Source organism: Neobacillus sp. B24 (genome assembly GCF_055381825.1).
In genome coordinates this window covers 3,286,582-3,311,781 of sequence record NZ_AP035777.1, presented here as the reverse complement: position 1 = coordinate 3,311,781, position 25,200 = coordinate 3,286,582, and the positions used below count along the sequence as shown (strand labels likewise).

Below are 25,200 nucleotides of genomic sequence, written 5' to 3'. Positions count from 1 at the left end.
AATTATTTATTGCATCAAGAATTGTTTTACTTCTTAAGTAAAAAGGAAAAAATACGACAAGCTAAAAGGAGGTAAAAGTTAGGATTCGGAGGGATTTGTAGATGACGACTTGGAGCGAATGCAGAAATACTAAATAAATTAGAAACAAATGGTATGTAACGCAGGATAACCCCTGCGTTTTTTATTTATCCAGCTTTAAAAATTTCCGGACACTGTGATACGGGCACTTGGTCAGCGACGTATCATCATCCCGCAGGAAGTATTGCCGCCACTCAAAATTATCCTCTGACCCATAACTGTTTAAATCAGGATGAATGGGTGCAGAATCGTAGTTGGCTAGCCGTTTTCTTACTTGTTTTTTTATTCTCTGAGCAAAATTTGCTGACTTGTTAAATGCCTGAAGAACCCATCTTGGCGTAATGGCAAGCATCATCACGTCAAAATGCCTGCTCTTGCGATTCTGATGAGAAGGTGTTGCGCAATACATAAAGTATTTTTCACCATTGTAACAGAACTCCCAAACCGGGTTATGGGGGTCTGTTGGAATATAGTTTGGCCATTCAAAGGCATCGAGGGCGCTTAATCCGCTAAGGTGCTCCCAAAATAGTTGTTCGTACTCTTCCACTCTATAGTCAGATTTCATTTTTTCGGGGGTTTGATAAAAGACAATCAGCGATGTGTATGGGCCGATTTCCCGTGAAACCTTTGTATAACTGCTTAAGGATTCCGCCAATTCATGTAAAGTGGAAGGTTCTCTGGGATCGCCAATAAAGCTATACCGCAGCTGGTTCTTTGCGAACCCGATGGTAGCCGGGATGCAGGGAAAGGGCTTTTCTTTATCGCTCATTTTCATTGAGAATTTCTCTAGGGCATTTAGTTCCCAATCTTTCAGATGTTCCCTATCCAAGGGATCATCTTTAAAAAGATCTTTCATATCTAATCACCTCCATGGATACTCCAGTATATTCATCGGTACAAGAGAGGGTAAATGTCCAACGAGAAACTTGGGTTAGAGCAGGGAGGAAAATACGGGATGGGATGGTATTTCAAAAATGTGATCCATGATATGATTGTACTTGGACTAATAGATTCAGAATTTAGCAAAAATGAGGTGATTGGCATGAATCTTGAAAAGGGTATGACTTGCCGTGTTTGTGGCAGTACTACATTTACGAGCGGAATAGTCAGTAATAGTCATGCAAAGTTAATGCCCCTGGACAAGGCATTTTTCAGTACGGGGTCTTCTTTGATATTTACCTTTTGTAAGGAGTGTGGGGAGGTATCCTCCATTAAAGTGAAAGATCCAAGTAAATTTTGAATGAGCAAATAAACAGAAGCACCTTTAGGTTCATTAGATAACCTCAACTTTATTAAAAGGTATCCATAATTTTATTATGTTAACTTATTTTTAGACATCAAATACAAAATACTTTGGGAAGAAGGAGATAGAATGGCGAGAGTAATCGGATTTGAATTAAACAGCCAAGAACCTAAAAAGGCGTCTGAATTTTATGCTAAAGTTTTCGGGTGGGAAATTGCCGAACCAAAGTGGGATTATTGGGCCCTTACAACCGGAAGCAGTGAAGAGTCTGGTATTGATGGTGGGATTGGAAAGGGCCCCAATGATTATCCACACGGTACCCGGATTCAAATTCAAGTAGATTCGATTGATGATGCCATTGCAAATGCTAAAAATAACGGAGCAATGATTGTCCGCGATAAAATGGAATTCGATGACTTTTATCTTGCTTACTTAGTCGATCCGGTTGGACTTGGTTTTGGGTTGATTCAACAAAAAAACAAAGATATATAATGATAATTCATATTCGAACGATAAAATAGGAGCAGGGCTTTGTAAGCCTGAGGAACGCATTGGTGTAGACCAGCATACGTACCCTGGTTTCAGGCAGTAAGGGTTTCTGTCTGTGCACCAAAAACACCCGAAGAACTTGAGGAAGGGTTAATCATCCTTAAACGTTTGCTTGACGATCTTTCCTAATATTGTTTGCCATACAATTGTAATATTGTGTGGTTTTTTTGTGCGTGTTATGATGAATCAATCAAGCTGGACGTTATTAAAAACTAGAAATATTTTTCTAGAAAGGTAGGGCATAATATGTTGGAAAAAGAAAGTGCAAAAGCATTAGATGGTCAATCAGTTTGGTTACAAAGCGCAGAAAAACAAAAATCCTTATACAAGCGAACATTATTCGTTGTAAGTGTTTCACAAATCTTGGGCGGTGCAGGGTTAGCGGCAGGAGTGACAGTCGGCGCACTTCTTGCCCAGCAAATGCTTGGTACTGATGCATATGCTGGAATTCCTTCAGCCTTACTTACTTTTGGGTCAGCAGGAGCCGCTTTATTTGTAGGAAGACTTTCACAGGCATTTGGACGTCGTACAGGTCTGGCAACTGGTTTTATGCTCGGTGGACTAGGAGCAATAGGAGTCATAATGGCAGCAATTATAAATAGTATTTTACTATTATTTGTTTCCCTGCTTGTTTATGGTGCAGGATCAGCAACAAATTTACAAGCACGTTATGCAGGTACGGACTTAGCAAATAGTAAACAGAGAGCAACGGCTATTAGTATTACAATGGTTTTTACGACATTTGGTGCCGTTGCAGGACCAAATTTAGTAAATGTGACGGGGAAATTCGCTACTTCTATTGGTGTTCCATCACTTGCCGGTCCTTTCATTTTAGGAGCAGCAGCCTATATTTCTGCAGGTCTTGTCCTGTTCATCTTGCTTCGCCCCGATCCGTTCGTTATAGCAAGAGCGATAGAAGCCACTAAACAGGAAAGTAGCGAAAAAGGATATTTGGCAGCCACTGAGATCACAGACAATAAAAGAGGCATAATCGTTGGTGCAACAATTATGGTCCTTACGCAAATGGTCATGGTCGCGATTATGACCATGACGCCAGTTCATATGATGCATCATGGACTTGACTTGCGTGCAGTCGGTCTTGTTATTGGATTTCATATCGGTGCGATGTATCTTCCTTCCCTGGTGACAGGTGTCCTTGTTGATAAGTTGGGGCGGACTGCGATGGCTATTGCTGCTGGAATCACGTTACTACTGGCAGGTTTAATCGCTGCATTTGCACCAGGAGATTCTATGATTCTCCTTGTCATTGCTCTGTCTTTACTTGGATTAGGATGGAATTTTGGTTTGATATGTGGAACTACACTTATTGTTGATTCAACTGGTACTTCCACGAGGGCTAAAACTCAAGGGACAGTGGATGTATTAATTGCATTGTCAGGAGCTGCAGGCGGAGCCATGTCGGGAATAATCGTGGCAGGTACAAGTTATCCAACTTTATCATTGGTTGGAGGGATTTTGTCCTTATTCTTAATTCCAGTGGCGATTTGGTCTCGTGGAGGTAAGAAATAAAGAGTAATGCATAACATTTAATTTAAATGTTGCTATCAATTGATACCAATACAACAACCACTCTCAAAATAGAAATTCCATTCAATCATCTATTTCTTAAAAAACAAGTGCCAGGCCTCCTGCAAAAAATGGGTACTTGTAAAAGAGCCAATACAAATTTCATTATGAAAAGAAAAAAGCCGATATTCCTAAGGAAATCGGCTTGTCAGATTGTCGAGAAAGGGAATAATGCCAGTCCATTTTTTATTATTCTAAGTCTATCTTGAATTCCCTCTTTTTTTCAAAGGACTATTTAGTTGTGTTGTACAGGTCCATCAGAGGCTAAAGCAAGTTTGATAAATAAGCGGAAAAATTTCTCTTAATTCGGAGAAAGCACTGAAAATAGCCAAAATAGACGGAAGAATTCCGGCTATTGACTCGAAAAACGTGAAAATGAGCAATTTTTCTTAGCTTAAGCGGAAAAACTCCTCTTAAATTCCCCGAAAAGACCTATATTCTCTAGTCTAACCGGAAAATGTTCGCTTATTTATATATCACTTATTACTTTAATTAAGGATAAGTCTTCTTATGTTTCAAATAACAAAGTGAATCTCATTTCCATGGGTTGCAGGGTGCCTACTATCAGGAGGCTCCTAGGCACGCCTCCGGAAAGCGAAGTGCCTCCTCCTAAAAGCTATCGCTTTTAGCCCTGACTAGGCACCAAAAAAACTTCTGCAAATATAATGGTTTGGATGAGAAATCCCTATGTGAACAGGGAGGGGGATGCAATTGTTACAAGCGAGTATTGAGCCTTATTTACATGTTCGTTCTGCCAAGAATCCTGTCTATGCCCCTAATGGTCAAAGTCTAAGTTTTATCGCCGATTATACTGGGATTCCACAGGTTTGGGAACTTAGTCGAGGGGAAGAATGGCCTGCTCAAGTTTCTTTTACAAAAGACAGAATTACTTTTATTGGCAAAGTAAACGGCACTTCGGATCGGATTATCGGGATGGATGAGGGTGGAAATGAAAATCAGCAATTGTATTTACTTAAGGAAGATGGAACACTGGTCGAGCTGACAAAGTCACAAAATCATGTTCATCGTTATGGAGGCAGCTCCCCCGATGGAAAATCGATTGCCTGGTCAAGTAATCGAAGGCACCCAGCCTATTTTGATCTTTATATTCAAAATCTGGAAACATTGGAGTTTCATCCAGTGTTAACCGGTGATGGTCTATTTACAGCGGTGGAATGGTCTCCAGATGGTCAATCCATATTGGTCCAGAAAACCAATTCTCCGCTGGACAATGATTTGGGTATTCTTGAGCTGACAACAGGTACGGTAAACTGGATAACAGAGCATAAAGGAGAAGCTAGTTTTAGAGATGTCCATTTTAGCAAGGATGGAGAGCATATCTATCTTTTATCGAACAAAGATAGAGAGTTTTTTGACCTTGCACTTATCCATTTAAAAACTAAAAATTTCATGTGGCTGGAGCAGGGAAAGTGGGATTTTGAAGAACTCGAAATGAATAAGGATAAAAACTTGCTAGCCTTTACCATTAATGAGGGTGGAATATCCAAGGGGCTACTTTTAGACTTAAATAGCAGTCACCTCTATACGTGGAAGACACCTCCTGGAATCATAAAAGATTTGAAATTTTCCCCAGATAGTAAGAAATTGGCCTATGTTTTTAATGGACCGGCTCACCCGTCGGATATATGGGAGCTTGATTTAGATACGATACAGTTGGAGAGACTTACCTATGTTTCTCGTTCACCGATATTGGAACATACATTAGTTGAACCAGAACTAATAAGTTATCGCTCATTTGACCAGCTTCAAATACCAGCATTTTATTATAAGCCTAAAACCACATCAGAAAAATTCCCTGTGGTCATTATCATTCACGGTGGACCGGAGATGCAGTCTCGTGCTGTATACACCCCAGTTGTACAATATCTAATCCGCAAAGGTTATGCAGTATGCACACCAAATATACGTGGGAGTACAGGTTATGGAAAAACGTACACGAAATTGGACGACGTCCGAAAAAGAATGGATGCCGTAAAAGATATTGTTTTTCTAGTCGAATGGCTTAAGGTGAATGGGAACATCGATTCTAATAGAATTGGGTTGATGGGCGGCAGCTATGGAGGATTTATCGTCCTTGCAGCCATCAGCCACTATCCACACCTATGGTCTGCCGCCATTGATATCGTGTGAATGTCCAGCCTTAGAACCTTCCTGCAAACAACAAGTCCTTGGCGTAAGATGCTAAGGGAGGCAGAATATGGAACGATTGAAAAAGACGGAGACTTTTTTGATAAAATTGACCCATTACATCATGCAAATGCCATTTCCTCCCCTCTATTAGTCATCCATGGTGAAAGGGATCCACGTGTTCACATTCAAGAATCACAGCAAATCGTGAATAAATTAAAGGATAGACAACATCAGGTGGACTTTATTACTTTCGAAGATGAAGGCCATACTATTTCAAAACTTAAAAATAAGGAGATTGCTTACAAGGCAATTGTTAACTTTCTCGAACGAAATATGGGAGTGGATGAAAAGAGAAACAGCGGCTTCAAAAGGGGCCGAGAATATCCTTTCTTCCATTTATAACTCTCTTTAGAATTGGACTATAAAATTGGTCATTCATTTATTATGTAAATCCAAACACTCACACTTGTTGTTCACTCATCATGTGTGAGTGTTTTTTTGTTGAATTATTTTGTGATTGAAGGACGATTTCCGTAATGCAACGGAAAAAACCTATGTGTATATGGCAGCGCTTTTATTCTATGATGAATTTGGGATGATAGATAAATTAGGGGGTTTTCAGCATGCATCATAAACAATTAAAACCGTTTCCAAAAGATTTTTTCTGGAGAGCTTCTACTTCTTTTAAAAGGATTGTTTTGCAAGCGCTTGTTCAATCCTAAGCAGTTGCTGAAATTCTTTAGCAGTTGCAGACATTACGAAAAGGACGAAGGGATATTGTGAAATAGGAATATTAAGAAAAAACAGGAGAAAAACAGTGAAACAATTAAAAAGAATTATTTTATTAATATTTTTCGTGGTATCCGTAGGGGTGGGGGCATCCTTTACCTTAAAAGTTGCCATCGGGCTTGGGGCATGGGATGCAGTCGCGCAATCTGTCTCGTATTTATCTGGCATTAAAGTGGGAACTCTTGGAATGATATTGAACATTTCATGTGTGGCAGGCCAATTGATTCTTCTTAAAAAGAAATTTAAGTTTAAACACCTGTTACAAGTGCCTGTGGCCATTATTTTGGGTGTAGTGGTAAATTTCTTTCTCTACGGTGTTTTAGGAGCTATTACACTAGATAGTTACATCATGAAACTAGTGGTGTTACTTGCTGCCTTTGTTATTGTTGCTTTTGCAGTTTCGTCTGTCATGGTATTAGATGTTGTCACCTTTCCATTAGAAGGATTTTGTATGGCATTGGCAAATAAAACAAAATGGAAATTTGCTGTCATAAGACAAGCCGCGGATATTATTTCTATCCTTGTTGCATTGCTGCTCACATTTGGACTTTCTTTACCAATGACATTAAGGGAAGGAACCATTATTGGGATGCTTATTTTTGGCCCATTATTAGGGTTCTTTATGAGGATTATTGAACCAATTTTCAGAAGGTTTAATCTTCTAAACGAAGAAGCAGAAATAATAGTAGCAGATATTGAATCGAAAAAAGCTGTCTAGTATTTTGGCAAGATTTTTTTGTAATGGAAAGGGAATGAAAATTAGATTTCATGCGAAGTGCCAGGCTTAAAAACTTGGTGGTGGCCTATTTTTTTCGGTTAGGTCGACTCTTAACTTTCATTGTTTATAAGCCTGGTAACTATTTTATTAAGAAATAATCGATTCACTTCAATTAAGCTATTCAACAATTTTAATGGATTTGTTGATTAATAGGCGAATTGCGCTTTTTTACCCATTGAAAGCATATTGGTTAAAGATATAATTTTATTTTGTATAGATTCAATAATACATAGTTTACAGGAGGGTTACATATGATTACAGCTAAAGCACGTGCGACATTCAATCCGGAAGGTCCGTTTCAACTGACCACAATTGAACGACGGGATCTCCAGCCGCATGACGTCCTGATTGAAATTAAGTATGCAGGTATCTGCCACTCTGACATCCATACAGCCCGTGGCGAGTGGGGGCCGGTTAAGTATCCGCTTGTACCAGGACATGAGATTGCCGGAATTGTTGCCGGAGTTGGTTCTGAAGTGACCAAGTATGTCGTTGGTGACCGAGTTGGGGTAGGCTGTATGGTTGACTCCTGTGGAGAGTGTGATAACTGCCATAGTGGTGAGGAGCAGTACTGCCTAAACGGAAACACAGGAACCTATGCTTCTACTGATAAATACGGGCAATATACACAGGGCGGCTATTCCACCCATATCGTCGTAACCGAAGATTTCGTCCTCCGCATTCCCGACGGTATTGAGCTTGACGTTGCAGCGCCTCTTCTTTGTGCTGGCATCACAACGTACTCACCGCTCCGGCATTGGGGCGCTGCACCTGGCAAAAGAGTAGCAGTTGTCGGACTTGGCGGACTGGGACATATGGCAGTGAAGCTTGCTCATGCTATGGGGGCAGAAGTCACTGTTCTATCACAAACATTGAAAAAGAAAGAGGACGGTTTGCAGCTGGGTGCCGACCACTATTATGCGACAAGCGATCCTGAGACATTTAAGAAACTGGCTCGTTCGTTTGATCTTATCATCAATACGGTGAGCGCGAAGATCGATATTAATGCCTTCCTTTCCTTGCTGGCACTAGACGGTACATTGGTCAACGTTGGTGCACCATCAGAGCCGCTGGACGTTAAGGTATTTTCACTGATTGGACACCGCCGTTCATTTGCTGGATCGAATATCGGTGGTATTCGCGAAACACAGGAAATGCTTGATTTTTGTGCTGAACATAATGTCGCACCGGAAATCGAGGTTATCTCCGCTAACCAGATTGACGAAGCCTGGGAACGCGTCCTAGCTTCTGATGTCCGCTATCGATTTGTCATCGACATCAGCACGATGGAGAAGGAATAAACCAATAGAATTTATGTAAAAAAGGCTAGGTACTCGATACCTGGCCTTTTGATTTTATTAATATACTTTTCACAATTGTTCAACAACAATTCACAATTGATTTACATACTTGGTATAAAATAAAAATAGAGAACATTCTAGTCAATCATCGTAGGATGCTTTAAAAATAGGTTAAGCGTGGTGGATACGATGAATAAATATGATTTCATTATCATTGGAGCAGGTATGGGAGGGTTAAGTGCTGCCAATTTTCTAGCCAAGTACAACAAAAAAGTTTTGGTGTTGGAAAAGCATAATGTACCAGGAGGTCTAGTAACCTCTTTTTCTAGAAAAGAGGTTCATTTTGATTTGGGCATTCATGGACTATATGAATTAAAGGAAAATCAAGCAATTCCACAATTTTTGGAATACTGGGGCGCACCACCGATTAGCACGGTTCCATGCCATGGAGATATGAACTGTTACATAGACGGAAAAAAACATGTGTTTAAGCACGGGAGTATAAAAGAAGATTTTAAACGAGAATTTCCTGACCATCCAGCAGATGTTGAACAACTCTTTACCATAATGGAAACGATCAATTCCGAAATGTTTTCCGGTACAGAAGCGCCTGAACCTCCATATGATTTAAATCTGTTTGAGCTAATTGTGTTCGGAATGAAAGCAAAGAAGCAGAAACCATTGTTTATGAAATATGGCCATAAGAATGGGAAGAAAATACTGGATCAATTAACGGATTCGGAGGAACTAAAATCAGCCATTTATTCCTATTGCCCGTACCCGATGGTGTTTATGGCGTTTGCTTACCAATGGGGGGTATTCAGCAACAACGAATATCCAAAAGCAGGAATGCAGGCAATTCCTGATGCAGCGGTGAAAAGTTTTAGTGAGATGGGTGGGATATTGAAACTGAATACGGAAGTAACTGAAATCCTAGTTAAGGATGGAAGTGCATATGGTGTCATGACAAAAAATGGCGGCGAATATTATGGACAGGTCATCAGTAATGCATCGCCACAGTATACCTTTAGCTGGATAAAGACAGAAGAAAAATGCCTGAACAAGATGAAACGCAAAATGGCGGATAAAAAAATATTCCCCTCCGTATGTGCACTATTTATGTCTGTGAATGATCAGTATGATTTTGGAAACGTGGAGTGTATCACCATTGCGGGAAGTAAGGATTATCAGAAGCAGCCAGAAGAATATACCGAAGAAACAGCACCAATTGTCATTAATATTTATCCAAAACGGGATGGAGACCGCCATAGGCCGCTGATAGCACTAATTCCATTAGCTTATAGCTATCGAAACAACTGGAAAACGGAAGCAGGAAAGATGCGCGGGGAAGATTATCGGGAGCTTAAGAATCGAGTGGAAAAGATCATCTTAAGCCGAATGATGGATCATTTGGGAAGTGATTTTATTGGAGCGCTTGAACATCATGAGCTGTCTACTCCGATAACATATGAAAGATATACATACAGCCAGCAGGGCTCTTTTATGGGATGGTCCGTAGACGAGAAAGAGTATGGAAAATACTTGAAGCAAAAAACAGATATAAAAAATTTATACCTAGTTGGACAATGGGTATTTCCCGGCTTTGGTGTAGCAGGGGTGATGGCCAGCGGCTACTATTTGGCTAAAGAGATTTTAAAAGCTGACGGGATTGATCTAAAAAAAGAATTTACGGAATATTTCAACTCCTGACTTACTTTTATTGCTTATCGGGGATTTTTGTGAGTACTTTCACAAATGGCAAGAAAGGGGGATTGTTAGATAAATTTTTCAGGTCTATTTTTGCCAGGTGGGAAAGGCGATTCGTTATCTTGGGGAAGGGAATGCCATGGGGAAGTAGCGTCTGTGTGGTAAGTAATTAGATTTGGTAGCTGTCGAAAACCTTCGGCAGTTTTTTGTTTGTTTGAACTTCTTTTATAACGGGTTTGAGGGAAAAATTAAACAAGGCCATTCTTAAATCGTCTTGAGGACAAACTAGCATCAAAAAACAACAAAAGTGTCCTCAATAGAGCTCCTTGAGGACAAAACAGCTTCGAAAACTAGCAAAAGTGTCCTCAACAGGGCTCCTTGAGGACAAAACAGCTTCGAAAACTAGCAAAAGTGTCCTCAACAGGGCTCCTTGAGGACAAAACAGCCTTGAAAACTAGCAAAAGTGTCCTCAATAAAGCATCTTTAGGACAAAACAGCCTCGAAAAATACAAAAAGTGTCCTCAATAATATGAAGCCTTGAAAAATTGAAGCTAAAAGTGGGCTTTTTTATGATCGGCAATATTGTGATTTTTAAAGTGCCAGGGATTGTTGAATTAGAAAAGGATATGTTTATTAACATGTTGAACTAATATGTTATCCAAATTAAAGATTCATAGGAGTGAAAATATGAGCTTGGTTGTAAATACAGAGTTAGCGAAACGGTTGGAGAATTCGGAAATGGAAACTTTGAGTTCTAGATTAACAGAAATTCAAAAGATAGCAGGGAACCCAATGGGAGTGGAAGTACAAAAGTTTGGAAATGCAACAGCATTTTCGGTAAAGAACATCCCAGGTCCATCCTTCAATACAGTAAAAGGGTTAACAGAAGGTGATGAAAAGCAAATAGATAAGATAATAGATTTTTATAAACAAAAAGAGATTCCTGTTCGATTTGAACTAACTCCAGCACATGCTTCTTCAGAATTACTAACTTGCCTCAATAAAGCTGGTTATTATCAACATGATTTTCATACAACTCTTTATGCTCCACTTTCCAATGAAGTAGGAACAAGTTATGAATGGAATGAACAAGAAATCACGATCCGGAAGTTAAAAAGAAACGAATTTGATACATATGCAGACATCTACACAAAAGGTTTCCAGATGCCAGCATTTTTAAAAAGTGGAGTAGCTCAAAATAATGAAATCCTTTATGACATTAAAAATTGGACATTTTATCTTGCGAGCTATGAACACGAACCTGCTGGAATCGCGGCTTTGTTTATTAAAGACGGTATAGCTACCTTAGCGGCTGCCGCAACCTTGCCAAATAAAAGAAATAAAGGAATTCAGAGTGCATTAATAAAGCATCGTATCTACCAAGCCAGTTTACAAAATTGCAGTTTAATGGTGGGACAAGCAAAATTTGGTTCTATCAGTCAAAATAATATGGAAAGAGCGGGACTGAGTATAGCCTATACAAAGGCTATTTGGGGTGAATCGTAAGTTCCTGGTTCTTGAAGGTTAATTTTAGCGCTTGGAGGTTTTTGCATGTGTATTATGCAGGGAACCTCCTTTTTTGTTTTCTTCAGCAAGCGGCAATCTGGTTTCAAGGCGGCTGGCTTCTGCTTTATGAGTCCAAAGTCTTTCGCCATTAGTCACTTAAAATCTATACATAACAATTCAATAAAAAAGTTATTTAATTTAATAAATATTTATTGAAAAACAATAAATATTGTATTAAAATCAAAATCATAATAACGATAAAAAAAGATTGTGGAGTACTTACAACCATAATTAGAGGAGGTATACAAATGGACATTAGCCATTTAATTATTGAAAATATGGCTGACCCTCATGAACTGGAGAGTATCTATAGGAAAGACCCGAAAGCGTTTAAAAAGTCATTTTTAAATGCATGGGAACAAAATCCGGATTCTCTGGTTCTTGGCGTTTGGTTTGAAAGATTACATTTCAAGGAGAAGGAGAATCCTGAAAAATCTTCTTTGCTTCAAAAAGGGTTCTTGTTCATGGGCATGTTAGCCATTCTGGCCGGGATCTGCACCAGGATCATTTTTCATTTTGTGGAACAGCAGGCAATTGCACCAATGAACCTGGTTTATGGGATCATTCCCTTTATTGCTGCCTTTTTCGTTTACAATAATACTCCAAAAAAGAGTGTTATTTATTCCCTTGCAGCGTTGTTCCTCATTTCTGGGTTTTACCTTAATACGCTGCCACTAAATGATTCAGACAGTGTTATTCTTGCTTATTTACATCTCCCAATATTCTTATGGGTATTGCTGGGGCTTGCCTTTACAGGAAATCAATTTTCAAAAAGCAGTGCAAGATTAGCCTATATTAAATTTAATTTGGAATATGGTATTCTCTACGCTTGCATGGCGGTTAGCGGAATGGTGCTGGCGGTACTCACCATGAGGTTATTTAGCTTTGTTGGCATGAGTATCGAAGACTTCTATTTTAGTAACGTCGTTTTATTTGGTGCTGCCGCACTTGCTATTGTGGCTGCCTACCTAGTATCCATGAATCTTAAACTGGCTAAGAATATTACACCCTATATAGCAAAAATTTTTAGTCCGCTTGTCTTGGTCACATTGTTCGTCTATCTCATTACGGTTATATGGGTCGGAAAAAATCCATTCTTGGACCGCAATTTCCTGATCGCTTTCAACGGAATACTCCTTGGTGTCTTGGCCGTTACCATATTTTCCATTACTGAAAGCGACTCTGACGAGAAAAAGACCATTTCGGACTATATCAATTTTGCCTTAATTGTCCTTGCGCTAATCATTGACAGTGTGGCTTTGTCAGCCATCGTGTTCAGACTTTCTTCCTATGGAATTACGCCAAATAGACTTGCCGTTTTAGGGGTAAACATCCTTATCTGGGCAAATCTAATTTGGATTATGCTATCCTATATGCGTTTTCTGCAAAACAAATCTGGACTTTCAACAATCCAGGATGCTGTTACGAAGTATTTGCCGGTCTACGGACTTTGGGCAGCATTCGTGACATTTGCTTTTCCAATCATTTTTTAAATAGAACGATGAACAAGTGCCAAGCAGCCCAGCCTACAGAAATAGGAGGGTGCCTGGCACTTGTTTTTGAATTCATTGCCAATTGTAGGGAAATAAGTGAGTCGAGGCCTGTTCTTAATGTTAAATAGGTTTTAACTTGGGGTTCCTTGCAAAGAATTTTAAATAATGCTACTATAAAATTCAATTATTTTTGTTCGGTGTAAAGGATTGTATTAGTAAAACTTTTCGTCTTGATGATCACTGAGAGCAAGGATAGTAATACAATGTGTATGCTAAGCACACTAGGAGGCAACAAACATGGAAAAAGGTAAAGTAAAATGGTTTAATGGCGAAAAAGGCTTCGGATTCATCGAGCGCGAAGGTGGAGAAGATGTATTCGTTCATTTCTCAGCAATCCAAGGCGAAGGGTACAAAACATTAGAAGAAGGTCAAGAAGTGACTTTTGATGTTGAGCAAGGCCAACGTGGAGCACAAGCTGCTAACGTTCGTAAAGCTTAATAATAATTCTAACCATGGACAGACTCTTTTTAGGGTCTGTTTTTTCACTTTCTTAGGAAAACAAATAACCCCACTCACTAATGAGTAGGGTACCTGAAAACGGTAAATCAAATGGTAAACCAAGTGTAGCATATATATTGTGGATTACCTAATTTATAGTGAAATTGCACATTTGAAAAGTTTCTTAAATTTCTCCCTATCTTCTGATGTTAATGGTTTTGGACCCTTTGTACGCTTTCCGCTCTTTCGAGCCATTGCACTCAAATAACGTGTTTGTAATAATTGGTCAATGTTTTCATGGGTATAGCGAAACCCACTATGGTGAAGTACCACACAACCTTTTGCTAAACCCAGCGAAGCAAGACCATAATCCTGCGTAACGATTATATCTCGTTTTTGAGCTAACTTCATGATCCGATAATCCGCAGCATCTGCTCCAGAGTCGACATAAATGGTTTCTACACCCGATGGTTGTTGCGTATTAGAGAAATGAGAGAAGCTAGTGACAAGGATAACAGGAATGTCAGCATTCCTAGCTTCAGAGATAATGATATCTTTTACCGGACATGCATCCGCATCAACATAAATTTTCAAACTTATCTCCCCGTTATTAAGTTTGAATTGATGATAATGATAAATTTAGACTTTGTCAAACGATAAAGATAGTTTTAATAATAATAACCAGGATATTCACGAACATCAACTTCGTTGCAAAAAACATCCTTATATGCATTTCATGAAGACGTTTTGCCCAATATAAGAAATAGTGAAAACATAGAAGGGGTTTTTGAAGAATGACAACATTTCATGAAATGGACATTAGTGAACATATTCAAAGAGCAATTACGGATATGGGATTTGAAGAAGCATCTCCTATTCAAGAAAAAGCCATTCCCATAGCTTTGACAGGGAAGGACATTATTGGTCAAGCACAAACAGGCACAGGAAAGACGGCTGCCTTCGCCATACCAATCTTGGAGAAATTGGATAAGAGCAAAAAATATGTTCAGGCGATTGCCATTGCGCCGACAAGGGAATTAGCTATTCAGGTTTCAGAAGAGATTAATCGGCTTGGGAAATACATGGGTATAAATTCTCTCCCTATTTATGGAGGGCAGTCAATAGACCGCCAAATCAAAGCATTAAGAAAGGTTCCACACGTTATTACGGGAACACCAGGAAGACTTCTGGACCACATTAAACGTAAAACGCTTAAGTTAGATCGTATCTCAATGGTGGTTTTGGACGAAGCGGATGAGATGTTAGATATGGGCTTTATAGAGGATATCGAACGAATCCTTAGTGAAACCCCTGAAGAAAAACAAACCTTGCTGTTCTCTGCCACTATGCCAAAACCGATTCAAAACCTTGCGGAAAGGTTTATGAACAATCCGGAGTTAGTGAAGATAAAAGCGAAGGAAGTTACCGCTCCAAGTGTAAAGCAAGTTTATTATGAGGTTAAGGAACGAGATAAATTTGAAGTCCTTTGCCGTCTGCTGGATGTGGGTAATCCAGAATTAGCCGTGATTTTTGGAAGGACAAAAAGGCGCGTGGATGAATTAAGCGATGCATTGAATAAAAGAGGATATCTTGCTGATGGCCTGCACGGTGATTTAAATCAACGGCAGCGGGATGTCGTGATGAATAAATTTCGTGAGGGAACCATCGATATTTTAGTCGCGACCGATGTGGCTGCGAGGGGGATTGATGTGTCAGGGGTTACCCACGTCTACAATTTTGACATTCCTCAAGACCCAGAAAGTTATGTTCACCGGATTGGCAGAACGGGACGAGCAGGTAAAACGGGAATTGCGATTACTTTTGCTACACCGAGAGAAACTGGACAGATCCACAGTATTGAAAAAGCATCAAAAGGGAAAATCCAGCGCAAATCCATACCGACGGTAGCAGAGGCAATGGAGTCTATACAGCAAGCTGCAGTAGAAAAGATGATACAATTGGTGGAAGAAAAGCAATACTCAGAGTTTAAACAAGCAGCAACCGAATTGTTAGATCAATACGATTCGACCACGTTAGTTTCAATTGCCTTGAAATTGTTATCGAAGGACCAGAGGGAAGTTCCGATTCAGCTAACATCCGAAGCACCGCAATATTCCAAGAAGCCACGGGAAAAGCAAACGCGAAACTATAAAGGGAATAGGGGATTTGTGGGAAAAGGGACAAGTGGTAAACGTAAAGAAACTTCCAGGTCCTCTCGCAAGAAAGAAGTATAATAAATTTTTTATTCAAAGTGGATGGTATTAGAGACCAACAGGGTTCCGTTAACTTTCACAAACATTAAAAATGTAATGCAGAATGACCTTCAAATTGTATTGGAATTTGAAGGTCTATTTTTACATTAGCAGGAAATTCTCCGCCTAAAAATTATTTCGCAATAAATTCATATTGGTTAATATCAATTTCTATTTACTACGAATGAAGCCAAATCACTGTGAATAAGTTACAACTTTTCTCAGCACCTTAAGAACTATACAACTTAGAAGAAGGTGTAGTATGGCGAGAAATTGGTATCAATCATTCATCATCATTTCTTTATGCATCGGATTATTATCATCCTGCGGCAAGGCGGAAAAAAAACAGGCTGACAATATAAAGGAAACTTCTCGTGAAGTGTTAGGGTTTTACACAGAGCAGGAAGGGACGTATCCAGGATCTCAGCCAACAGTTGACGCCCAATCCTCCAGGTTAAGCAGCATTGCCCCTTTTTGGTATAAGCTTGATGATAAACGCCCTGGCAGTCTTATAGATTCCGTTACAGCAGAGCATAAACGAAAGATAATTGAAAGTGCTCATGAAAAACACCTGAAGGTATATATGGTTGTACATAATCTTTTTTATGAAACCGTCGAGAAGGGCAAGCAGGTAGCGAGTAAAGTAATCGATAACGATCGTAATCGGGCTGTTTTTATTCAGAGTATACGTAATGAAATCCATCAGTTTCATTATGATGGAATCAATATTGACATGGAGAATTTGCAGTTAAATGACCGGGATACTTTTAGTGGAATGATAAAAGAACTGACTGATTCCCTTCATTCTGATGGAAAAGTAGTGACAGTTTCAGTCCCGGCAAACACGGGTGATTCCCGCGCAAATCCCTGGTCACCATGGTTTGATTACGAAAAGCTTGGTCAATATTCAGATGGATTAATGGTTATGACATACGATGAACATAATCCCAGAACAAAACCCGGTCCATCAGCATCAGTCGACTGGACAGAAGATACCATTCGTTATGCCTTGAAGCATAAGGTACCACCAGCAAAAATTCTCCTTGGAATCGCTGGTTATGGATGGGATTGGGATACAACTTCAGGTGAATCCAAATATAGCTCGTATGAAGAGTTAATGGGACAGAAAACAAAATTTAAAGCGAAGGTGATTTGGGACACTCAATCGCAAACTCCACACTTTAGTTACGTAGATGAAAAACATCACAGCCACCAGGTATGGTTTGAGAACAGTAAAAGTTTGAAGGTGAAGCTAAACCTTGTTGAAAAATATAACCTGCGGGGAATCGGGATTTGGCGGCTTGGCTTAGAAGACCCGAAGTACTGGGAGACCATACCAGAAAATATAAAAGTAAAAAAGTGATTGAAACAAGTGCCAGGCAAGGGTATCTGGCACTTTTGTTTATTGCTACTTATCTTTCAACCAATTCCAGCTTCTCACCGTTCGGACCTTGGAAAAAGGCAATTTTAACGGTATCATTTAAAATGCTGCGAGGTTCTTCATCTACTAATTGGATCCCTGCTTGTTTTAAGCGTAAGAGTTCGGCTTTAATATTTTCAACTGTAAAAGCCAAGTGATTGACGATTCCTTCGTTATCAACCGAACCGCCGCCATAGACAAGTTCAATCTCTACACTTGGCTGGTCTGGGAAATATAAAAAGGCAAGCTCAACAGAGTCAGTTAACCACTCACGATTTCTTAATTCCAACCCGAGGATGTTTTGATAGAACGCCAAAGACTCGTCCATATTTTTTACCTTAATCCCCACATGTTCCATTTTCACAACGCATTCCTCCTAACGGAAAATAGTATGTATCATACCTTTATAATCATATTTCATAATTGAATGTTTCGACAGCATTTTAAACCGTGCATGATTTTAGTGTGCCTTAAAAACAAATATTTTTATAGTATTATTAAACTTTTTTTACAATTCATTTCAAAAATGTAATATAATTTAAAAATAATAATATTTAGATAAAGGCAAACCATTCGAAAGATTGGGACGCAAAGCTTCAGGTCTAAGGTTCTAAACTATGACGGCTGAGCTGCCTAAAATAGAACATATTTTAGGGGTGTTATCTGTGGCTGCTCTTGCTTGTGCACAAGAACCATTTATTGATGTGAAAGAACTAAGTAATGAAAATTTAGTAGAGTTATATGTGACTGCAGTTCTTGAAAAATATGAAAATAACTTAAAATTCTTTGAAGAAGAATTATTGGAAAGAAGATTATTTTTGGTCGCATTAGAATGGTTCGACTATAAGAAAAGCTTTTTAAAGCATACTCTTGCCTTTAAATAGTGACAAATAAGAGTGATATATAAACGACAGAGGGCGATTCTTCCATAACGAAGGATCGCCATTTTCATATTAGTAGTTTCTTCATCTACATTATAGGGTGCGTTTGCCCAAGCAGGGTTAACGCTTCTTTTATTAGAAAAGGATTTTTCTTTAAAACAAGGGCGTGAAAATATGGAACTTCAATGGGAAGATGTTAAGTCGATTAAGGGTTGTACATTATCAGGAATATATGCAAATCAACTCAATATCCATCAATTCAACAAGGAGCTTATTCTTCATCCAACTACTCCTATTTTAGCAATAGAATATCCAAAAACACATGAAGTAAAGTATTGGAGTTTAGAGTGGATGGAAGACAAGGCTGGGGATGACTTACTGTTGGTTAAGGAAAAGGAAACTCCTAAGCCATTGGAGTATATGGAGGGCAGTCACTGTCAAAGGCATATAATAAAGAGTTCAAGTTTTTTTATTCAACCGAATGTTATAAACCAGGTAATTGGATATGGAGTTAAAAATGGAGAAAGTCCAGTGTTAACATCCATTATCTTAAAATTAGAAGAGGTATATATTTTTATCAAGGCTGGACCGGTTATTGAAATTAGGATTACTGAAAATAAACCAATCGGATTGGGAGACTTAATTTTTTTCACTTAACTGGCATTATGAAGACGAGGAAAAAGGATTGATTTTCCTCCTGCGTCAAAGGGAAGCTTTAATTCAACGATCATATTCACTATAATAAATGTATTACATATTCAATTGAAAGGTGGATGAACATGTCAAAGGTTACACCGTTTTTAATGTTTCAAGATGGCAAGGCTGAAGAAGCAATGAATTTTTATACCTCCCTTATTGATGATTCCCATATTACTAATTTGGTTCGATACGGAGCGAATGAGTCAGGGGACGAAGGAACTGTGATGAAGGCTGCCTTTTCCTTAAAAGGACAGGATTTTATCTGTATTGACAGTAATATAAAACATCAGTTTACCTTCACACCTTCCTTTTCAATCTATGTTACTTGTGATACTGAAGAGGAAATTGACAATCTTTATCAAAAATTGTTAGATGGTGGAATGGCCCTAATGCCAATTGGTGATTATGGCTTCAGTAAGAAGTTTGGCTGGCTAAATGACCGTTTCGGGGTATCATGGCAGCTTGATCTTCCTAAATAATACATAAGATTTTCAACAGGGGCGTTTCAACATGAAGCAGCCCCTATTTTTGTAGCCTTATCCAGATTAACAAAAAGTACTTTTTATAACGGTCATCATATAAGAAATCCAATAACAAACAAGGAGCTATTTTGGAGATGTAATAGACAAATTCGGTGTGGCCTTTCAGGTTTATACTGAATTTCAAATCAATAATAAAACTTATAAATGGGGGAATTTGATTGTCCGCAGAAATTCTTAAACAAAACAAAAACAGCTGGGATATAGTAGCACATCATTTTAATGGGAAGGATGCATTACCTAATTATGGTCCTTTTGCACAAACCGAAGACGAGCTAGGACTCTTTGATGAAATAATAAATAAAAAAGTTCTTGATATTGGTTGTGGAAGCGGTCATTCATTGAGATATATGGCAGATAAAGGGGCCGGTGAACTTTGGGGTATTGATTTATCCGAAGCTCAAATTTCAGCAGCAAAAGATACTCTTAAGGATGTTAAAGCCAATTTATTCTGTGCACCAATGGAAGAGGACATTGGGATACCTAAGCAATATTTTGACGCAGTTTACTCTATATATGCTATTGGATGGACGACAAATCTTGCTGCTACTTTTGGACTTATCCATTCTTATTTGAAACCTGGTGGATACTTTATATTTAGTTGGGATCATCCTCTCTACGCTCATTTAAAAAGCAAGAACGGTCAAATCTATCTTGATGGTTCTTATCAAAATGAAGGAGTTATTAAATATCCAAAATTTAAGGGAGAAGATGCACCCGTTATAATACCCAAACGAAAGATGGCAACTTACATAAACGAGCTAATAAGAGCAGGTTTTACAATTGAGTCTGTCATAGAAAGTGATGTTTCATCTGGATTTGAAACAGTTGATGAAGGAATCTCTGATCGTTATTATTCTCTATACAAGGCAAGGAAATTTCCGACTACTATGATCATCAAATCTATTAAAGAATGATCTTCTTTTTTATTGGAGATACAGTTGATTATAGTAATAAAAAATCGCTCAGTATGAACGAGCATAAAAGTGACGATGCTTAATACTTTGTATAATGGGGGGATTAAAGTGGCGAGTAAACAACATATGATTAAGGAAGTATTCCGGTGAACAAACACAAATTCATAATAACTGAGTATCTTCCTAAGTACGCTGAACAGACAGTAAAAATGTGGCGGGATAGTAAGGAACGGGCGATTGGCCAGAAAGAAATTCATAGCTTTGAAAATCATCTCTATTTTTTAAATCATATATTGCCTGAGGAGTACCAAATAGATTTAGCGTTAATGGATGACGAAGTAGTTGGAATGGTTGCATATAATGAAAGGGAGATAAGCCAGCTTTATATTCATATTGATTATCAAGGAATCGGTATAGGTCAAATACTACTAGACAAGGTAAAAGAACAATCAAGTGGGAGATTAACCTTATATACATTTGAAGTAAATGAAAAAGCACAACGATTTTATGAAAAGAATGGATTCACTGTCATTGGTAGAGGACACGAAAATGAAGAAAATTTACCTGATATTCAATATGAATGGGTATCCCAATAAATATCGGCCAGGTTAGTGTAAACAAATACAAGTGATACAATAAAAAGTTAGGTTTTGTTTTTCAAGGAGGTAATATATCGATTACACTTCACCGAAAGAAGCAGTGGTAAAGGTGAAACGGAGGCCTCAAGACACCATTGCGGCGGGAGGTCGTCATACAGATGGGCTTAAATCTGACGGAACGGTGATGGCTGTAGGTGATAATAAATATGGACAATGCGATGTAAGCGGGTGGAGCGGCATCAAGCTGCCCAACAATAAGTTTAAGCAAAGGTAATCCTCATCTGGAGTTAAGATGAGGATTATTTAATAGATATTATCACACTTTTTACCGAAAGAAACAAACTGCACCCACAATGATTAATAAAATAAACAACACAACTATGAGTAAAAATTCATTGCACCCACTTACAGGAAAACAACTCCCATAAACAGGAGCAGCATAGGAATAAGCCATTGTAGGCTGGGGAAGAACATTTGAAGCCATAGGAACCGGTAGGGCATTTGACATTGGTAAGGAATTATCCATTTTTTCACACTCCCTTTCGAATGTAGTCATTACCCTATATATTACACTCAAGCAGGATATTGGAGCCCGTCTATAATAAATATGGGCATGACTTCGTGACCATCGCTTATTTGCTGATAAAAAGACCATAGAGTGGAAAGCTGTTGGTTTCGAAAGGTAGCAGGTCCTTGTCATCGGCAGCTCCTACATGTAGAATTTGCCAACCGATACTTAGTTGGATACTATCAAGGAGAGAAAAGTAAAGGAAGGAGAAATGGTATGAGCTATAAGAATACATTTATTAAAATCTCTGAGGATTCAGAAGTGACAACAGCTATTACACCTCTCCAAAGAAATAACAAGCCTACAATCGCTTCAATTGAATATGACTTAATCAGTAATAATCCCTACAAATATACTCAGGAAGATGTACAATTTCAAACGTATTTAATAAAAAACCAAATAATTTCAGATCAATTAAATGAATTAAGGGAAGATTTTTTCAAAAAACCTAAAGCGTGTTTTCGTGCTTCACCATTAGTAAAGAAATATGGGTGGGGGATACACTACAATGATCAAGGAAGAATTGCCATTTATGGAGTAAATAGTCAAGCATATGAGCTGTTTCTCCATTCAAATCAATGCACATTAATAAAAGGTATGCGTTCAAAACGGAAATAGATGGAAGGAATAAAGCTGTGCCAAATGATCGGTTGCATAGAAGGGCTATACCCGACTGAACCGCTTTCTTTTACAAAGGATAGGTCGTAAAAAAGGTTTTTATACGACCGAACCGGTGTCCAAACTAATAGGTGGGGTACATAGAAAGTGGATATGCGACCGAACCGGTGTTTGGATAAAGAAATGGGTCGCATTGAAAGGAGAAATGCGACCTCCTTTTTATCGTTTTACAAAATGTGCTGAACTCCAAACCGTTAACTTTCACAGGAACTGGCTGGCGACCAATTGCCAGTTCCTGTGAAAGTTTACATAATATTTTTATGCATCTTCCTTCAAATGCTCAACGAGCCGACTGAGTAAATCGTTTAAAACCAATATTTCTTGGTCACTGTAAATGTTATACGACTTGCTATTAAACTCATTTCGGGAAGAACTCAATATTTCATAAACTCGTCTGCCTTCTTCAGTGATTCTCACACGCGTGCGTCGTTTATCTTCAGGGTCTGAAAATAAAGTAACTAAATTTGCCTGCTGCAGCCGATTAATCATGCCTGTCATATTTTGCTTTGTGACAAGTGTTTCTTCCTTTAATTCTCCAATTGATATTTCTTCTTTTTCGATAAGGGTTCTAAGAATAACCCATTGCTGAATGCTAGTAAGTCCAACATCTGCAACCATCTTTGCTCCAGTTCGGCTCAATATATTGGATATCCGTAAGAAATCTAACGTGATATTGGTTTTTAAATGTTCCATCGTAACCTCCTGGTTTGGAGAAGAAATTCATATTTATTTCTCAATTTTAATAAGCTAAATAATAATAGTCAAGTTGTTGACTATTTATCATGGCGGGTTTAAACTATGTTAGTCAATAACTTGACTAATTGTGTGAAAATACCTAGGAGATGAAAAGGATGGCCCAAAAAACAACGAATCGCAAGATGGTCACAATAGCTATGCTGGTTGCGATTCTTTTAGTAGCGATTGATGTAACGGTAGTTAGTACCGCCATGCCGCAGATTGTCAGCGACCTCAGCGGATTAAAGTTAATCAGCTGGGTATTTGCAATCTATACGCTTACCACATCGGTCACAACACCGATTTACGGAAAATTGGCGGATTTATTCGGCCGTAAGAAAATCTTTATGACGGGTGTTATTTTGTTTGTGGTCGGCTCGATGCTTTCTGGTGCCGCACAAACGATGACGCAATTGATTTGGTTCCGTGCGTTTCAAGGAATTGGGGCGGGAGCGGTCATGCCGATCACTTTTACGATTATTGGTGACCTCTTTCCCGGTGAGCAGCGCGCAAAGATGCAGGGAGTATTTAGTTCGGTTTGGGGAATCGCCGGTCTACTAGGTCCATTAGTAGGCGGTTTCTTTGTGGACCAAATCAGCTGGCGATGGATCTTCTATATTAACCTGCCAGTTGGTTTCGTATCACTACTGTTGATTATGATTTTCTTCCACGAAAAAGTCGAAATCAACAAGGATCGTAAAATTGATTATCTAGGGGCAGCTACCTTTACCATTGGAATTTCAACCCTATTATATGCCCTTTTAAATGCAGGTCCTGGGCAGCTGTATGCGTGGAATTCCGCACCGATTTATGCGCTATTGACGGTTGCTGTGATTTTTATTGTGCTGTTTGTCTATATTGAATCAAGGGTGAAGGAACCAATGCTTCCTCTATCATTATTCAAGATACCCGTCATTTTCGTTTCTAATCTAATTGGGTTTTTAACCAGCGCTGTACTTATTGGAGTGAATGTTTATTTGCCGATGTGGATTCAAACCATTCTTGGGCACAGTGCGACAAGTTCAGGATTTACCCTCATGCCAATGTCGATTGCCTGGCCCTTGGGTGCCACTCTTGCCGGTCGATATATGTATAAAATTGGCTCTAAGTTGACGGCTATTATTGGTGCTGTATTGATTACCCTTGGCGGAACATGGGTGCTGGCTGTAGAACTTGGATCACCCTATTGGTTTTTTGTTGGAATTATGATTGTCATTGGTCTTGGGATGGGCTACGCCGTCACCCCAACAACCGTATTGGTCCAATCAGCTGTTGGCTGGCAAATGCGAGGTGCCGCTACCGCATCAAACACCTTTACGAAGTCAATTGGCCAAACGATTGGGATTGCTGTATATGGAACAATTTTTAACAACTCACTTATACAATATGGAAAAGAACATGCTAACGGTGTTTGGGGAGGGGAAGGGAATATTGGCGATGTCCTCAACTCAGATATGACGAAGCTGCCTTCAGCCGTCATTTCCATGATTCAGGATGCACTTGCACACGGCATGCATCTTGTGTTTATCCTCGTCTTTTTTATTGGGATTGCCAATCTGTTAGTGACTCTCTTCCTTCCATCACATAAGAAGGTTATGGAACAACAAAAACAAGTTCAACATTGAGAGAAAGCTGCCAATCTTGGCAGCTTTCTCTTTTTGGACAGTTGGTCTTTTTAAAAGATTCCCTTTTTGGTATAATATAGGGAATTTCAAATGGCATGCAAAAACTAGGTAAGAGTAAAAGATTACTAACATTAAATACTATACGAAGTAGAGAGAGGGTGTATGAGGTGTTTATAAAGCAGCCTTTTGACGAATTTTTAAGATTAGAATACAAAATGCTTGATAATCAAAATTTGCAAGTTATATTGCCCGTTCAAGACCTTTTCATTAACAGTGCTGGGGTAATCCATGGCGGCATCATATCTTCATTGGCTGATATAGCACTATCAAACTTGATACCAGCAAATCAAGATGGAATCCAACAGGCTGTCACTGTTGATTTAAATGTTACTTTTTTGAAACCCGCTGCGGGTACATACTTGAGAGCCATTGCCAAAATGGAAAAGCAGGGCAGAACCTTAATTCATACGGAGTGTTTGATTTATAACGACCAACAAGAGATTGTTGCTAAATCTAAAGCAATTCTATTTCGTATACAACCATAAGT

Annotated in this window: 25 protein-coding genes, 2 pseudogenes and 1 riboswitch; of the genes and pseudogenes, 22 read left to right on the top strand and 5 right to left on the bottom strand. The window is 38.8% G+C overall.

The window, feature by feature from the left end; translation table 11 throughout:
• Positions 1-181: 181 nt before the first annotated feature.
• Positions 182-934 (bottom strand): YqcI/YcgG family protein, encoded by a 753-nt coding sequence (locus ACZ43M_RS16185; RefSeq protein ID WP_464503573.1) that lies wholly within the window; start codon positions 932-934, stop codon positions 182-184.
• Between the two features lie 54 nt (positions 935-988).
• Between ACZ43M_RS16185 and ACZ43M_RS16180 the strand changes: the two genes are divergently transcribed.
• The 11 genes and pseudogenes from ACZ43M_RS16180 (at position 989) to ACZ43M_RS16130 (ending at position 13,740) form a co-directional block, all read left to right on the top strand.
• On the top strand, positions 989-1,318 hold the full coding sequence (locus ACZ43M_RS16180; RefSeq protein ID WP_464503572.1) for a hypothetical protein: 330 nt from the start codon (positions 989-991) through the stop codon (positions 1,316-1,318).
• Positions 1,319-1,450: 132 nt separating this feature from the next.
• Complete coding sequence (locus tag ACZ43M_RS16175; RefSeq protein WP_464503571.1) at positions 1,451-1,813, top strand: VOC family protein; 363 nt, start codon at positions 1,451-1,453, stop codon at positions 1,811-1,813.
• A 90-nt stretch (positions 1,814-1,903) separates the two neighbouring features.
• Positions 1,904-1,999, top strand: a pseudogene (locus ACZ43M_RS16170) (hypothetical protein); the annotation flags it as partial.
• Positions 2,000-2,116: 117 nt separating this feature from the next.
• Positions 2,117-3,400 (top strand): MFS transporter, encoded by a 1,284-nt coding sequence (locus ACZ43M_RS16165; protein ID WP_464503570.1) that lies wholly within the window; start codon positions 2,117-2,119, stop codon positions 3,398-3,400.
• Positions 3,401-4,162: 762 nt separating this feature from the next.
• Positions 4,163-6,010: pseudogene (locus ACZ43M_RS16160) on the top strand (S9 family peptidase).
• 415 nt (positions 6,011-6,425) lie between these two features.
• Positions 6,426-7,115 carry a YczE/YyaS/YitT family protein gene (locus ACZ43M_RS16155; RefSeq protein ID WP_464503569.1) on the top strand — a complete coding sequence of 230 codons (690 nt, stop codon included), beginning with the start codon at positions 6,426-6,428 and terminating at the stop codon, positions 7,113-7,115.
• A gap of 311 nt (positions 7,116-7,426) precedes the next feature.
• Positions 7,427-8,476 carry an NAD(P)-dependent alcohol dehydrogenase gene (locus ACZ43M_RS16150; protein ID WP_464503568.1) on the top strand — a complete coding sequence of 350 codons (1,050 nt, stop codon included), beginning with the start codon at positions 7,427-7,429 and terminating at the stop codon, positions 8,474-8,476.
• 189 nt (positions 8,477-8,665) lie between these two features.
• A complete protein-coding gene (locus ACZ43M_RS16145; RefSeq protein ID WP_464503567.1) occupies positions 8,666-10,186 on the top strand; it encodes a phytoene desaturase family protein in 1,521 nt (506 codons plus the stop codon).
• A 684-nt stretch (positions 10,187-10,870) separates the two neighbouring features.
• Entirely contained in the window at positions 10,871-11,689 is an 819-nt protein-coding gene (locus tag ACZ43M_RS16140; RefSeq protein ID WP_464503566.1) for a GNAT family N-acetyltransferase, read from the top strand.
• A 308-nt stretch (positions 11,690-11,997) separates the two neighbouring features.
• Positions 11,998-13,242, top strand: a complete 1,245-nt coding sequence (locus ACZ43M_RS16135; RefSeq protein WP_464503565.1) for a DUF4153 domain-containing protein — start codon at positions 11,998-12,000, stop codon at positions 13,240-13,242.
• 297 nt (positions 13,243-13,539) lie between these two features.
• Positions 13,540-13,740 carry a cold-shock protein gene (locus ACZ43M_RS16130; RefSeq protein WP_027322326.1) on the top strand — a complete coding sequence of 67 codons (201 nt, stop codon included), beginning with the start codon at positions 13,540-13,542 and terminating at the stop codon, positions 13,738-13,740.
• A gap of 153 nt (positions 13,741-13,893) precedes the next feature.
• On the opposite strand, the gene ACZ43M_RS16125 is transcribed toward ACZ43M_RS16130, so the two are convergent.
• Complete coding sequence (locus ACZ43M_RS16125; protein WP_464503564.1) at positions 13,894-14,334, bottom strand: YaiI/YqxD family protein; 441 nt, start codon at positions 14,332-14,334, stop codon at positions 13,894-13,896.
• A 200-nt stretch (positions 14,335-14,534) separates the two neighbouring features.
• Between ACZ43M_RS16125 and ACZ43M_RS16120 the strand changes: the two genes are divergently transcribed.
• Together ACZ43M_RS16120 and ACZ43M_RS16115 are read left to right on the top strand one after the other, a co-directional pair.
• Complete coding sequence (locus tag ACZ43M_RS16120; RefSeq protein ID WP_464503563.1) at positions 14,535-15,974, top strand: DEAD/DEAH box helicase; 1,440 nt, start codon at positions 14,535-14,537, stop codon at positions 15,972-15,974.
• Positions 15,975-16,254: 280 nt separating this feature from the next.
• Positions 16,255-17,355, top strand: a complete 1,101-nt coding sequence (locus ACZ43M_RS16115; RefSeq protein ID WP_464503562.1) for a glycosyl hydrolase family 18 protein — start codon at positions 16,255-16,257, stop codon at positions 17,353-17,355.
• 49 nt (positions 17,356-17,404) lie between these two features.
• Here ACZ43M_RS16115 and ACZ43M_RS16110 read toward each other — a convergent pair whose 3' ends face one another.
• Positions 17,405-17,770, bottom strand: a complete 366-nt coding sequence (locus ACZ43M_RS16110; protein WP_464508039.1) for a VOC family protein — start codon at positions 17,768-17,770, stop codon at positions 17,405-17,407.
• A 195-nt stretch (positions 17,771-17,965) separates the two neighbouring features.
• Positions 17,966-18,049: riboswitch (cyclic di-GMP riboswitch) on the top strand.
• Here ACZ43M_RS16110 and ACZ43M_RS16105 point away from each other — a divergent pair.
• The 6 genes from ACZ43M_RS16105 (at position 18,030) to ACZ43M_RS16080 (ending at position 21,321) form a co-directional block, all read left to right on the top strand.
• On the top strand, positions 18,030-18,296 hold the full coding sequence (locus ACZ43M_RS16105; RefSeq protein WP_464503561.1) for a hypothetical protein: 267 nt from the start codon (positions 18,030-18,032) through the stop codon (positions 18,294-18,296). (Overlaps the previous riboswitch by 20 nt.)
• A gap of 171 nt (positions 18,297-18,467) precedes the next feature.
• Positions 18,468-18,950, top strand: coding sequence for a hypothetical protein (locus ACZ43M_RS16100; RefSeq protein ID WP_464503560.1), 483 nt, complete (start codon positions 18,468-18,470; stop codon positions 18,948-18,950).
• A 122-nt stretch (positions 18,951-19,072) separates the two neighbouring features.
• Positions 19,073-19,471 (top strand): VOC family protein, encoded by a 399-nt coding sequence (locus ACZ43M_RS16095; RefSeq protein ID WP_464503559.1) that lies wholly within the window; start codon positions 19,073-19,075, stop codon positions 19,469-19,471.
• A gap of 221 nt (positions 19,472-19,692) precedes the next feature.
• Positions 19,693-20,448 carry a class I SAM-dependent methyltransferase gene (locus tag ACZ43M_RS16090; RefSeq protein WP_464503558.1) on the top strand — a complete coding sequence of 252 codons (756 nt, stop codon included), beginning with the start codon at positions 19,693-19,695 and terminating at the stop codon, positions 20,446-20,448.
• Positions 20,449-20,594: 146 nt separating this feature from the next.
• Positions 20,595-21,044, top strand: a complete 450-nt coding sequence (locus ACZ43M_RS16085) for a GNAT family N-acetyltransferase (protein ID WP_464503557.1) — start codon at positions 20,595-20,597, stop codon at positions 21,042-21,044.
• A 112-nt stretch (positions 21,045-21,156) separates the two neighbouring features.
• Positions 21,157-21,321 carry an RCC1-like domain-containing protein gene (locus ACZ43M_RS16080; protein WP_464503556.1) on the top strand — a complete coding sequence of 55 codons (165 nt, stop codon included), beginning with the start codon at positions 21,157-21,159 and terminating at the stop codon, positions 21,319-21,321.
• A gap of 51 nt (positions 21,322-21,372) precedes the next feature.
• On the opposite strand, the gene ACZ43M_RS16075 is transcribed toward ACZ43M_RS16080, so the two are convergent.
• Positions 21,373-21,573 (bottom strand): YjcZ family sporulation protein, encoded by a 201-nt coding sequence (locus tag ACZ43M_RS16075; RefSeq protein ID WP_464503555.1) that lies wholly within the window; start codon positions 21,571-21,573, stop codon positions 21,373-21,375.
• A gap of 258 nt (positions 21,574-21,831) precedes the next feature.
• Here ACZ43M_RS16075 and ACZ43M_RS16070 point away from each other — a divergent pair, with 258 nt between their 5' ends.
• Positions 21,832-22,233: a DUF6157 family protein gene (locus tag ACZ43M_RS16070; protein ID WP_464503554.1), complete on the top strand. Its 402-nt coding sequence runs from the start codon at positions 21,832-21,834 to the stop codon at positions 22,231-22,233.
• 318 nt (positions 22,234-22,551) lie between these two features.
• Here ACZ43M_RS16070 and ACZ43M_RS16065 read toward each other — a convergent pair whose 3' ends face one another.
• The gene (locus ACZ43M_RS16065; RefSeq protein WP_464503553.1) at positions 22,552-22,986 is read right to left on the bottom strand and encodes a MarR family winged helix-turn-helix transcriptional regulator; all 435 of its coding nucleotides are present in this window, start codon (positions 22,984-22,986) and stop codon (positions 22,552-22,554) included.
• Positions 22,987-23,144: 158 nt separating this feature from the next.
• Between ACZ43M_RS16065 and ACZ43M_RS16060 the strand changes: the two genes are divergently transcribed.
• Together ACZ43M_RS16060 and ACZ43M_RS16055 are read left to right on the top strand one after the other, a co-directional pair.
• Positions 23,145-24,653 (top strand): MDR family MFS transporter, encoded by a 1,509-nt coding sequence (locus ACZ43M_RS16060; protein ID WP_464503552.1) that lies wholly within the window; start codon positions 23,145-23,147, stop codon positions 24,651-24,653.
• Positions 24,654-24,820: 167 nt separating this feature from the next.
• The gene (locus ACZ43M_RS16055) at positions 24,821-25,198 is read left to right on the top strand and encodes a PaaI family thioesterase (protein ID WP_464503551.1); all 378 of its coding nucleotides are present in this window, start codon (positions 24,821-24,823) and stop codon (positions 25,196-25,198) included.
• The last annotated feature ends 2 nt before the right edge of the window (positions 25,199-25,200 follow it).

Excerpts from the sequence above, each read along its gene's own strand:
- ACZ43M_RS16185 (WP_464503573.1), bottom strand. The coding sequence starts at position 934 with ATGAAAGATCTTTTTAAAGATGATCCCTTGGATAGGGAACATCTGAAA.
- ACZ43M_RS16180 (WP_464503572.1), top strand. The coding sequence starts at position 989 with ATGTCCAACGAGAAACTTGGGTTAGAGCAGGGAGGAAAATACGGGATG.
- ACZ43M_RS16175 (WP_464503571.1), top strand. The coding sequence starts at position 1,451 with ATGGCGAGAGTAATCGGATTTGAATTAAACAGCCAAGAACCTAAAAAG.
- ACZ43M_RS16165 (WP_464503570.1), top strand. The coding sequence starts at position 2,117 with ATGTTGGAAAAAGAAAGTGCAAAAGCATTAGATGGTCAATCAGTTTGG.
- ACZ43M_RS16150 (WP_464503568.1), top strand. The coding sequence starts at position 7,427 with ATGATTACAGCTAAAGCACGTGCGACATTCAATCCGGAAGGTCCGTTT.
- ACZ43M_RS16145 (WP_464503567.1), top strand. The coding sequence starts at position 8,666 with ATGAATAAATATGATTTCATTATCATTGGAGCAGGTATGGGAGGGTTA.
- ACZ43M_RS16140 (WP_464503566.1), top strand. The coding sequence starts at position 10,871 with ATGAGCTTGGTTGTAAATACAGAGTTAGCGAAACGGTTGGAGAATTCG.
- ACZ43M_RS16135 (WP_464503565.1), top strand. The coding sequence starts at position 11,998 with ATGGACATTAGCCATTTAATTATTGAAAATATGGCTGACCCTCATGAA.
- ACZ43M_RS16130 (WP_027322326.1), top strand. The coding sequence starts at position 13,540 with ATGGAAAAAGGTAAAGTAAAATGGTTTAATGGCGAAAAAGGCTTCGGA.
- ACZ43M_RS16120 (WP_464503563.1), top strand. The coding sequence starts at position 14,535 with ATGACAACATTTCATGAAATGGACATTAGTGAACATATTCAAAGAGCA.
- ACZ43M_RS16115 (WP_464503562.1), top strand. The coding sequence starts at position 16,255 with ATGGCGAGAAATTGGTATCAATCATTCATCATCATTTCTTTATGCATC.
- ACZ43M_RS16110 (WP_464508039.1), bottom strand. The coding sequence starts at position 17,770 with ATGGAACATGTGGGGATTAAGGTAAAAAATATGGACGAGTCTTTGGCG.
- ACZ43M_RS16105 (WP_464503561.1), top strand. The coding sequence starts at position 18,030 with ATGACGGCTGAGCTGCCTAAAATAGAACATATTTTAGGGGTGTTATCT.
- ACZ43M_RS16100 (WP_464503560.1), top strand. The coding sequence starts at position 18,468 with ATGGAACTTCAATGGGAAGATGTTAAGTCGATTAAGGGTTGTACATTA.
- ACZ43M_RS16095 (WP_464503559.1), top strand. The coding sequence starts at position 19,073 with ATGTCAAAGGTTACACCGTTTTTAATGTTTCAAGATGGCAAGGCTGAA.
- ACZ43M_RS16075 (WP_464503555.1), bottom strand. The coding sequence starts at position 21,573 with ATGGATAATTCCTTACCAATGTCAAATGCCCTACCGGTTCCTATGGCT.
- ACZ43M_RS16070 (WP_464503554.1), top strand. The coding sequence starts at position 21,832 with ATGAGCTATAAGAATACATTTATTAAAATCTCTGAGGATTCAGAAGTG.
- ACZ43M_RS16065 (WP_464503553.1), bottom strand. The coding sequence starts at position 22,986 with ATGGAACATTTAAAAACCAATATCACGTTAGATTTCTTACGGATATCC.
- ACZ43M_RS16060 (WP_464503552.1), top strand. The coding sequence starts at position 23,145 with ATGGCCCAAAAAACAACGAATCGCAAGATGGTCACAATAGCTATGCTG.